This is a genomic window from Jatrophihabitans sp., assembly GCF_051960575.1.
Lineage (GTDB): Bacteria > Actinomycetota > Actinomycetes > Mycobacteriales > Jatrophihabitantaceae > JBQCEE01.
The window spans coordinates 1-9,732 of the sequence record NZ_JBQCEE010000146.1 but is presented as its reverse complement, the minus strand read 5'-3'; the positions used below and the strand labels follow the sequence as shown (position 1 = coordinate 9,732).

The 9,732-nt window shown below is 72.5% G+C and carries 10 protein-coding genes; 4 read left to right on the top strand and 6 right to left on the bottom strand.

The features are described 5' to 3' along the window. From ACTHMS_RS08305 to ACTHMS_RS08285, 5 genes are all read right to left on the bottom strand, one after another. On the bottom strand, window positions 1–1,073 hold a 1,073-nt coding region (locus ACTHMS_RS08305), incomplete at its 3' end, for a beta-ketoacyl-[acyl-carrier-protein] synthase family protein (RefSeq protein ID WP_440306189.1). Window positions 1,074–1,084: 11 nt separating this feature from the next. Then, the gene (locus ACTHMS_RS08300) at window positions 1,085–1,327 is read right to left on the bottom strand and encodes an acyl carrier protein (protein ID WP_440306188.1); all 243 of its coding nucleotides are present in this window, start codon (window positions 1,325–1,327) and stop codon (window positions 1,085–1,087) included. A gap of 57 nt (window positions 1,328–1,384) precedes the next feature. After that, window positions 1,385–2,350 (bottom strand): beta-ketoacyl-ACP synthase III, encoded by a 966-nt coding sequence (locus tag ACTHMS_RS08295; RefSeq protein WP_440306187.1) that lies wholly within the window; start codon window positions 2,348–2,350, stop codon window positions 1,385–1,387. Further along, complete coding sequence (locus tag ACTHMS_RS08290) at window positions 2,350–3,519, bottom strand: acyltransferase domain-containing protein (protein WP_440306186.1); 1,170 nt, start codon at window positions 3,517–3,519, stop codon at window positions 2,350–2,352. Before ACTHMS_RS08290 ends, ACTHMS_RS08295 begins: the two co-directional genes overlap by 1 nt. A gap of 135 nt (window positions 3,520–3,654) precedes the next feature. After that, window positions 3,655–4,839 (bottom strand): PucR family transcriptional regulator, encoded by a 1,185-nt coding sequence (locus ACTHMS_RS08285; RefSeq protein ID WP_440306185.1) that lies wholly within the window; start codon window positions 4,837–4,839, stop codon window positions 3,655–3,657. Window positions 4,840–4,876: 37 nt separating this feature from the next. Here ACTHMS_RS08285 and ACTHMS_RS08280 point away from each other — a divergent pair, with 37 nt between their 5' ends. The 4 genes from ACTHMS_RS08280 (at window position 4,877) to ACTHMS_RS08265 (ending at window position 8,027) form a co-directional block, all read left to right on the top strand. Beyond that, window positions 4,877–5,932, top strand: a complete 1,056-nt coding sequence (locus ACTHMS_RS08280) for a PHP domain-containing protein (protein WP_440306184.1) — start codon at window positions 4,877–4,879, stop codon at window positions 5,930–5,932. Further along, window positions 5,929–6,498 (top strand): pirin family protein, encoded by a 570-nt coding sequence (locus ACTHMS_RS08275; RefSeq protein WP_440306183.1) that lies wholly within the window; start codon window positions 5,929–5,931, stop codon window positions 6,496–6,498. Before ACTHMS_RS08280 ends, ACTHMS_RS08275 begins: the two co-directional genes overlap by 4 nt. A gap of 10 nt (window positions 6,499–6,508) precedes the next feature. Then, the gene (locus tag ACTHMS_RS08270) at window positions 6,509–7,471 is read left to right on the top strand and encodes an aldo/keto reductase (RefSeq protein ID WP_440306182.1); all 963 of its coding nucleotides are present in this window, start codon (window positions 6,509–6,511) and stop codon (window positions 7,469–7,471) included. Window positions 7,472–7,568: 97 nt separating this feature from the next. Further along, window positions 7,569–8,027, top strand: coding sequence for an Hsp20/alpha crystallin family protein (locus ACTHMS_RS08265; RefSeq protein WP_440306190.1), 459 nt, complete (start codon window positions 7,569–7,571; stop codon window positions 8,025–8,027). A gap of 145 nt (window positions 8,028–8,172) precedes the next feature. On the opposite strand, the gene ACTHMS_RS08260 is transcribed toward ACTHMS_RS08265, so the two are convergent. Then, window positions 8,173–9,732: transketolase-like TK C-terminal-containing protein (locus tag ACTHMS_RS08260; RefSeq protein ID WP_440306181.1), on the bottom strand; the 1,560-nt coding region annotated here is incomplete at its 5' end.

The following is a 9,732-nucleotide window of genomic DNA, read 5'->3' as shown; positions in this document are numbered from 1 at the left end:
GACAGCACGCAGGCGACGGCCTCGACCGCGCCGGCCGCGCCGAGCAGGTGCCCGGTCATCGACTTGGTGGCCGTGACGACGGTCTGCTCGCCGAGCAGGTCGGCGATCCAGCGCGCCTCGGCGCCGTCGCCGGTGGGGGTCGACGTGGCGTGCGCGTTGACGTGCACGACGTCGGCCTGGTCGGCCTTCGCCCGCGCGATGGCGAGCTTGGCCGCCCGGCGCTGCCCGTTGCCCTCGGGGTCGGGGGCGACGATGTCGTGCGAGTCGGACGTGATGCCGGCACCGCCGAGCACCGCGTACATCTTCGCGCCGCGGGCCTCGGCCGACGACCGCCGCTCGAGCACCATCACACCGGCGCCCTCGCCGAGCACGAAGCCGTCACGGCCCTTGTCGAACGGCCTCGACGCCCGTTGTGGCTCGTCGTTGCGCGTCGACATCGCGCGCATCTGCGCAAAACCGGCGATGTCGAGTGCGTGGATGCAGGCCTCGGTGCCGCCGACGACGACCACATCGGCGCGGTCGAGCTGGATCAGGTCGAGCCCGAGGGCGACGGCCTCGGCGCCGGACGCGCAGGCGCTCACCGTCGTGTGCACACCGGCGCGCGCACCGAGCTCGAGACCGACGTAGGCCGCCGGCCCGTTCGGCATGTTCATGGGAATCAGCAGCGGCGAGACCTTCGACGGCCCCTTGTCGAGGTAGACGTCGTACTGCGCGAGCAGACTCGTGACGCCACCGATGCCGGTGCCGATGACCACGGCGACGCGGGCCGGGTCGAGCCCGTTCTCGTCGCTGCGTCCGCTGAAGCCCGCGTCGGCCCACGCCTCGCCGGCGGCGACGAGCGCTGCCTGCTCGGAGCGGTCGAGGCGTCGGGCGCGGACGCGGGGGAGCACCTCGGCCGGGTCGACGGCCATCGGCGCGGCGATGCGCACGGGCAGGTCGGCGGCCCACTCGGCGTCGAGGCCGACCACCCCGGACCGGCCCGCGAGCAGGCCGGCCCAGGTGTCGGCGACGTTCCCGCCGAGCGGAGTCGTCGCCCCCAGGCCGGTGACGACGACGTCCGTTGGTGCAGTCATGACGAGATCCTTCAGGCGCTCTTCTGGATGTAGGCGACGGCGTCACCGACGGTCTTGAGGTTGGCCAGCTCGTCGTCCGGGATCTTCACGCCGAACTTCTCCTCGGCGGCCATGGCGACCTCGACCATGCTCAGCGAGTCGACGTCGAGGTCCTCGGTGAAGCTCTTGTCGGCGGTGACGTCGGCTTCCGGGACGTCGGCCACCTCGTTCAGGATCTCGGCGAGGCCGGCCAGGATCTCGGCGGTGTCAGGCACTGGGGTTCCTTTCGGGAGGGAGTCACACCGGCCGGGTCGGCCGGTACGGATGGGACGTTACGGGGCGAGCACGACCTGGCCCGCGTAGGCGAGGCCGGAGCCGAAGCCGAGCAGCAGCACCGGCGCGCCCGACGGGATCTCGCCGCGCTCGACCATGCGCGACATGGCGAGCGGGATGGTGGCCGCGCTGGTGTTGCCGCTCGTGACGATGTCGCGGGCGACCTTCTCGTCGGGCAGGCCGAGACGGCGGGCGATCGCGTCGATGATCCGCAGGTTCGCCTGGTGCGGGATGAACGCGGCGAGCTCCTCCGGCTTCACCCCGGCGCGGCGGCACGCCTCGAGCGCGATCGGCGCCATCGTGCCGGTGGCCCAGCGGTAGACCGCCTGGCCGTCCTGGCGGAAGAAGCGGGTCTGCTCGTCGATGGCGACCGAGTCGTACTGCGCGCCGTCGCTGCCCCAGACGGCCGGGCCGAAGCCGGGCACGTCGGACGACCCGATCACCGCGGCGCCCGCGGCGTCACCGAGGATGATGCAGGTGCTGCGGTCGGTCATGTCGAGCCAGCCGCTGAACCGCTCGGACGCGACGACGAGCACGTTCGTCGCCTGGCCGGCGCGGATCGCGGCCGACGCCGCGTTGATCGAGTAGACGAAGCCCGAGCAGCCGGAGCTGATGTCGTAAGCACCGGGCGCGTCGATGCCGAGCCGTGCGGCGAGGTTCGGCGCGGCGGCCGGCACCGGCGTCGGCATGGTGCAGGTGGCCACGAGCACCATGTCGATGTCGGTCGCGCCGACCCCCGCGCTCGCCAGGGCCTTGGACGCAGCCTGCTCGGCCATGTCGACGACGGTCTCGCCCGGGTCGGCCCAGCGGCGCTCGGCGATCCCGACCCGGCTCCTGATCCACGCGTCGTCGGTGTCGACGCCGCGGTCGATGAGGTCCTGGTTGGTGACGACATTGGCCGGGCGGTAGTGCCCGAGGCCGAGGATGCGGGTGTGCTCGGGTCCCTGGGCCGTCAGCAGCGGCATCAGTGGTCGCCGTCCGAGATGCGCACGAGCGGCAGGCCGGCGCCGACGATGTCGCCGTCGTGCCGCAGCCACTCGTCCAGCACGCCGTCGATGGGGGCGACGATCGCGTGCTCGTCGCGGTTGGTGCGCACGACGCCGAGCGGCTGGCCGTTGCGCACGCGGTCGCCCTCGGTGAGGCCCTCAACGGGTGTGAAGACACCCTTCACCGGCGTGACGACCATGCGGAAGGGCAGGAAGTGCTCGCCCTGACCGTGCTGCGGGCGGCTGTCCATCAGGCGGCCGGCGGCGGCGAGGTCGTCCGGGGTCTTGATGGCGAGCAGCTCGACACCCGGCAGCTCACGCTTGGCGATGCCGGTGAGCGTGCCGCCCGGTGCCAGTTCGAGCGCCGCGGTGACGCCGAGGTCGCGGCAGGTCGCGAGGCAGAGGTCCCAGCGCACCGGGAGGGTCACCTGTCGCACCAGGCGGGCGATGAGGTCGCCACCGGTCGTGACCGCGCGGCCGTCGGCGTTCGACAGCAGGATCGGCCGTGGGTCGGCGATGTCGATCTGGTCGGCGAACGACGCGAGCGTCTCCTCCGCCGAGGCCATGTAGTGGGTGTGGAAGGCGCCGGCGACAGCGAGCGGGCGCACGCGGGCGCCGGCGGGCGGCTCGGCGGCGAGCTTCTCGAGGTCGTCGAGCGAGCCGGCGGCGACGATCTGCCCGGCGCCGTTCCGGTTCGCCGGCACCAGTCCGGCCGCCTCGATCGCGGCGGCCACCTCGTCCGGGTCGCCACCGAGCAGGGCTGCCATGCCGGTCGGCGTGAGGGCGCATGCGGCGGCCATCGCGGCACCGCGCCGGGCGGCGAAGGCGACGGCGTCCTCACCGCGCAGGGCGCCGCTGACGGCGGCCGCGGTCAGCTCGCCGACGCTGTGGCCGGCGACGACGCGCTCACCGGACGCGTCCAGCCCGAGCTGCTCGGCGACGATCACGCCGAGCGCGACGAGCAGCGGCTGAGTGACGGCGGTGTCCTTGATCTCGTCGGCGTCGGCCGTGGTGCCGAGCCGCAGGAGGTCGAGCCCGGTGACCTCGCTGAAGGCACCGACACGCTCAGTGACACCCGGGAGGTCGAGCCACGGCGTGAGCATGCCGGGCGTCTGCGAACCCTGACCTGGAGCGAAGACGGCGATCACGTCATCCACTCTGATGCGTCCGCACCATCCCGGGCGACCGCGACACGGACAGGGTTTCCGGCGGGTCGTTGTAGGAAGTCTCCAATACCGGGCAGTATGTGCGGCCTCTGAGCCGGTGTGTGTTGGAGATTACCTCTACGTTTCCAGCCGGCCGAGCATGAGCGCGACGCGCAGCGTCAGCGCGCCGCGGGGGTCGGTGGGCGACTCGCCGGACACCTCGGCGACACGGCGCAGCCGGTACCGCACCGTGTTGGCGTGCACGAAGAGTGACCGGGCGGTGGCCTCGAGGGCGCCTCCGGAGTCGAGGAACGCGCCGACGGTCTCCATCAGCACGTCGTCGGCCTCGCGCAGCGGGCGGAAGACCTGCTCGACGAGCTCGGTGCGCGCCTCGTCGTCGCCCGCGAGCGCCCGCTCGGGCAGCAGCGCCTGCGAGCTCACCGGACGCGGCGCGCCGGGCCATGCCCCGACGGCGCGCAGTCCGCTCAGCGCCGAGCGGGCGGCCGACGGCGCCTCGACGAGGTCGGTGACCTGCGGGCCGGCGACGACGGGTCCGTCGCCGAAGCAGTCGACCAGGTCGCCCGCGACCGCGATCGGGTCGGCGCTGCCACCGACCAGCACGACGAGACGACCCGCGTGCACGCCGGCCATCGCGTCGAACCCGGCGCGCTGGGCGCGGGCGTGCACGAGGTCGAGGGCCGCGGCGGCCTCGCCGTCGGGGGCGGAGCCGACGACGACCGCGACGGGGGTGCCGGTCGTCCAGCCGAAGGCGGCGAGCTGGCTCGGCAACGGGTCGCCGACGGCCGAGCCGCGCACGAGGTTGTCGATCACCAGGGCCTCGAGGCGTTCGTCCCACGAGCCGCGGTTCTCGGCGGCGGACGCGTACACGCGCGCGGCGGCGAACGCGATCTCGCGGGCGAAGCGCAGCAGCTCCTTCTCGACGGTGTCCCGGTCGGCGTCGACGGCCAGCGCGGGCAGGTTCTCCTCGGCGACGAACATCGTGAGCCGGATCAGCTCGACGGTCTGCTGCAGGCTCATCGCCCGCGCCATCGCCTTCGGTGCGGTGGCGAAGACGTCGCCGGTCATGCGCAGCACGTCGTCCTCGGTGCGCAGCCATTCGACGTAGCTCTGCAGACCCGCCTGGGCGACGAGGGTGACCCACGAGCGCTGGTCGGCCGGTAGCTCGCGGAACCACGACAACTCCTCGTCCATGCGGGCGACGCTGAGCGTGGCGAGCCGGCCCGCGGCCTGCTCGATGCTGCGGATCGTGTCCGGGTGCAGGGCGGGCCGGGCGAGCCGGGGGTCGGTCGCGCTGCGTGCCACGGTGTCAGCGTCTCACCCGCGTCGATAGCGTGTGTGCATGGTGGACGCGGGAGCGCGCGATCCGGTCGCGGATCTGAAGCAGATCGCGTTCCTGCTCGAGCGGGCGCGCGAGCCCACGTATCGCGTGCGGGCGTTCCGGACGGCGGCGGCGCGGGTGGCCGAGCTGGCGCCCGGGGAGGTCGCCGAGCGGTCGTCGGCCGGCACGCTGACCGAGCTGCACGGCATCGGCGACGTCACCGCGCGCTGCATCACCGAGTCGCTGGCCGGCGAGGTGCCCGTGTACCTGCGGCGGCTCGAGGCGACCGAGGGCACGCCCATCGACGAGCAGACCGCCGCCGTGCGCGCGGCGCTGCGCGGCGACCTGCACACGCACTCCGACTGGTCCGACGGCGGGTCGCCGATCGACGAGATGGCCCGCACGGCGAAGGCGCTCGGCCACGAGTACAGCGTGCTCACCGACCACTCGCCACGGCTGAAGGTGGCCAACGGGCTGTCGGCGGATCGGCTGCAACAGCAGTTGAGGGTGGTGGCCGAGCTCAACGAGGGGTTCGGCGACGGCTACCAGCTGCTGACCGGCATCGAGGTCGACATCAACGAGGACGGCACGCTCGACCAGACGCCGGCGCTGCTGCGGTCGCTCGCCGTGGTGGTCGCCTCGGTGCACTCGAAGCTCCGTTCGCCGTCGAGCGAGATGACGCCCCGCATGATCGCCGCCATCTCGAACCCCAACACCGACGTGCTGGGTCACTGCACCGGGCGGCTCGTGACGGGCGGTCGGGGGCAGCGTCCCGAGTCGACCTTCGACGCCGAACTGGTCTTCGCGGCGTGCGCGCAGTTCGGTGTCGCCGTCGAGATCAACTCGCGTCCCGAGCGGCTGGACCCGCCGAAGCGCCTGCTGCGACTGGCGGTCGAGGCCGGGTGCCTGTTCGCGATCGACACGGACGCGCACGCCCCGGGCCAGCTCGACTGGCAGCTCAACGGCTGTGAACGGGCGGCGCGCTGCGGCGTGCCGATCGAGCGCATCGTCAACACCTGGACGCAGGCCGACCTGCTGGCCTGGACGGCCGACCACTCCGCGCGGCCGGCGTCGTGAGGGTGGTGCGGGCGGCCGACCGGTACCGGGTCGAGCACGACGGGATCACGTCGTGGCACTGCTTCAGCGCGGGCGCGCACTACGACCCCGACAACACGGCGTTCGGCCGCGTGATCGCCGTCGACGAGCACCTCGTCGCACCCGGTGCGGGCTTCGACTGGCACGCCCACGCCGCCGGGGTGCGGATCATCAGCTGGGTGCTCGAGGGTCTGCTGCGGCACGAGGACGATGACGGCGCCGCGCTCGAAATCGGGCCGGGGGAGGTGCTCGTCCAGGTGACGGGTGACGGGTTGCGGCACCGCGAGACGAACGCCGCTCCACAGCCGTTGCGGTTCGTCCAGACCGCCGTGCTCGACGACGGTCCGCAACATCTGTGGAGTGGCGAGCCGGACGCGTCCGGGTTGGTCGTGGTGCGTGACCGCGCGACCGTCAGGGGACACTGCTTCGTCGCCCGGGGGTCGTTCGTCGTCGACGGCACGACGCTGCGGGAGGGTGACTCGGCACGGCTGCGCGAGGCGGCGCAGGCCGACGGTGCCGGGGAACTGCTGGTGGTCGCCGCGGAGTAGACAGGACTGCATGCGCACTGTCGATCTCAACGGACTCACCGTCAGCGCCCAGGGCCTCGGCTGCATGGGCATGTCCGAGTGGTACGGCGCCGGTGACTGGGACGAGTCGATCGCCACCATCCACCGCGCGCTCGAGCTCGGCGTCACCTTCCTCGACACCGCCGACGTCTACGGCGCCGGTCACAACGAGGTGCTGGTCGGCCGGGCGATCGCGACGGCGCCGGGCGGACGCGACCGGGTTCAGCTCGCGACCAAGTTCGGCATCGACCGCACGGCCGGCGACGACAAGCGGGTGATCCGCGGCGAGCGCGGCTACGTCAAGCGGTCGTGCGAGTCGTCGCTGCTGCGCCTCGGCGTCGACCACATCGACCTGTACTACCTGCACCGGCCGCCGCAGACGGCCGAGATCGAGGAGACCGTCGGTGCGATGGCCGAGTTGGTGCAGGAGGGCAAGGTGCGCCACCTCGGCCTGTCCGAGGTCGACGGCGACCTGCTGCGCCGGGCCCACGCGGTGCACCCGATCACCGCCGTGCAGAGCGAGTTCTCGCTGTGGACGCGCGACGTCGAGACCGTGGCACTGCCGGTGATGCGCGAGCTAGGGATCGGGCTGGTGCCCTACTCGCCGCTCGGACGCGGCTTCCTCACCGGCACCGTCGACCTCGCCTCGTTCGACGACAAGGACTTCCGCTCGCGCAACCCGCGCTTCGCCGGCGAGGCGGGGCAGCAGAACCTGCGCATCGTCGAGGCGGTGCGCGCGGTCGCCGCGCGGCACGGCGCCGCGCCGGCGCAGATCGCGCTCGCCTGGGTGCACGCGCAGGCCGAGCGGCTCGGCGTGCCGGTCGCGCCGATCCCCGGCACGAAGCGCCGGAAGTGGCTCGAGCAGAACGTCGCCGCCCTCGACATCGAGCTCACCGCCGACGACTTGGCCGAGCTCGACGGGCTCGCCGAGCAGGTGGTCGGCGCGCGCTACTGAGGTCTTGGCACTCTCGGGGGGAGAGTGCTAAAACAGAGGTGTTGCACGGTGTGTCGCCCGCCAGGGTGGCGGGCGGTGTTCCGAGGAGGTGAGCATCGTGCTCCGCTTCGACCCCTTCCGTGACCTCGACCGGATGACCGAGCAGCTGTTGGGGAGCCCTGCCGGTTCGGCCCGCGTCCCGCGCTTCATGCCGATGGACCTGTACCGCTCCGGTGACCACTACGTGCTGCACGCCGACCTGCCGGGCGTCGACCCGGGCTCGGTGCACGTGGAGGCCGAGAACGGCACGCTGACCATCCGGGCCGAGCGCTCCGAGCGCACCGAGGACGGTGTGCAGTGGATCGCCAGCGAGCGGTTCACCGGCACCTACCAGCGTCAGCTCGCCCTCGGCGACAACATCGACGCCGCCCGCATCGCCGCGACCTACGAGAACGGCGTGCTGACGGTGACGCTGCCCGTCGCCGAGCGCGCCAAGCCGCGCCGCATCGAGGTCAGCACCGCCGGCTCGAGCCACACGATCGACGCCCCCGCCTCGCGTCCAGCCGTCGACGCCTGACCCCTCCGAGTCGCAATCTTGTGCAGGGCGAGCGCAAACGCACGCGCGCCATGCACAAGATCCACCCCGGCTCCGCGATCTTGTGCAGGGCGCGCGCGAACGCACGCGCGCCATGCAGAAGATCGGCCCCGAACCCGGCGGACCCTCAGGCGTCGCCGCCCACGGTGCCGGTGCCGGCGGCGGCGACGGAGTCGAGCTGGTACTTCTCGAACGCCTGACGCGGCACCTCGGGGCCGACCTCGCCGCGGGACGCGAGCTGGGCGAGCGTGGCCACGACGATCGACTGGGCGTCGACGTGGAAGTACCGCCGGGCGGCGCCGCGGGTGTCGGCGAAGCCGAAGCCGTCGGTGCCGAGCGAGTACCAGGTGCCGGGCACCCAGCGGGCGATCTGGTCGGGCACGGCGCGCATGTAGTCCGACACCGCGATGACCGGGCCGGGCTCGTCCTGCAGCGCCGTGGTCACGAACGGCACCCGCGCGTCCTCGCCGGCCGACATGAGCGCGTCCTCCTCGCACTGGACCGCGTCGCGGCGCAGCTCGTTCCACGAGGTCACCGACCAGACGTCCGCGTCGACGCCCCACTCGGCGCCGAGCAGGTGCTGCGCCTCGAGCGCCCACGGCACCGCCACGCCGGACGCCAGGATCTGCGCCCGCGGGCGGCCGTCCTGCGGCTGCGCCGGCGAGTACTTGTACATGCCCTTGAGCAGCGCCGAGACGTCCAGCCCGGCCGGCTCCTTCGGCTGCACGATCGGCTCGTTGTAGATCGTCAGGTAGTAGAAGACGTCGCGGTCGGACACCGCGGGGGAGTCGTACGCGCCGACGCCGTACATGCGCTCGAGCCCGGCCCGGACGATGTGCGCGATCTCGAACGCGAACGCCGGGTCGTACGCGACGCACGCCGGGTTGGTCGACGCGAGCAGCAGCGAGTGCCCGTCGGCGTGCTGCAGCCCCTCGCCGGTCAGCGTCGTGCGGCCCGCCGTCGCACCGAGCACGAAGCCGCGTCCGAGCTGGTCGGCGAACTGCCAGAACTGGTCGCCGGTGCGCTGGAAGCCGAACTGCGAGTAGAAGATGTAGAACGGGATGGTCGGCGCGGCGTGGGTCGCGTACGACGTGCCCGCGGCGATCAGCGACGCGGTCGAGCCGGCCTCCGAGATGCCCTCGTGCAGGATCTGGCCCTGCTGCGACTCCTTGTACGACAGCAGCATGTCGCGGTCGACGGCGTCGTACTCCTGCCCGTGCGGCGAATAGATCTTGGCCGTCGGGAAGATCGCGTCGAGGCCGAAGGTGCGCGCCTCGTCCGGGATGATCGGGACGAACCGGTTGCCGATCTCCTTGTCCTTGATGAGGTCCTTGAACAGCCGCACCGTGGCCATGGTGGTGGCGATCTGCTGCTTGCCCGACCCGGCGCGCAGTTCGGCGTAGGCCTGCTCGCCCGGCAGGGTCAGGGGCTTCGATCGCACGACCCGCTTCGGGATCGCGCCGCCGAGCGCCGCCCGCCGCTCCTTCATGTACTGGATCTCGTCGGACTTCTCGCCCGGGTGGTAGTACGGCGGCAGGTCGGCCTCGAGGGCGGAGTCCGGGATCGGCAGGTAGAGCCGGTCACGGAAGGCCTTGAGGTCGGCCTTGGTCAGCTTCTTCATCTGGTGCGTGGCGTTGCGGCCCTCGAACGACTCGAGCGTCCAGCCCTTGATCGTCTTGGCCAGGAT

Coding starts and splice junctions, on each gene's coding strand:
- ACTHMS_RS08280 (WP_440306184.1), top strand. CDS start 4,877: ATGGTGGACGCGGGAGCGCGCGATCCGGTCGCGGATCTGAAGCAGATC.
- ACTHMS_RS08270 (WP_440306182.1), top strand. CDS start 6,509: ATGCGCACTGTCGATCTCAACGGACTCACCGTCAGCGCCCAGGGCCTC.
- ACTHMS_RS08295 (WP_440306187.1), bottom strand. CDS start 2,350: ATGCCGCTGCTGACGGCCCAGGGACCCGAGCACACCCGCATCCTCGGC.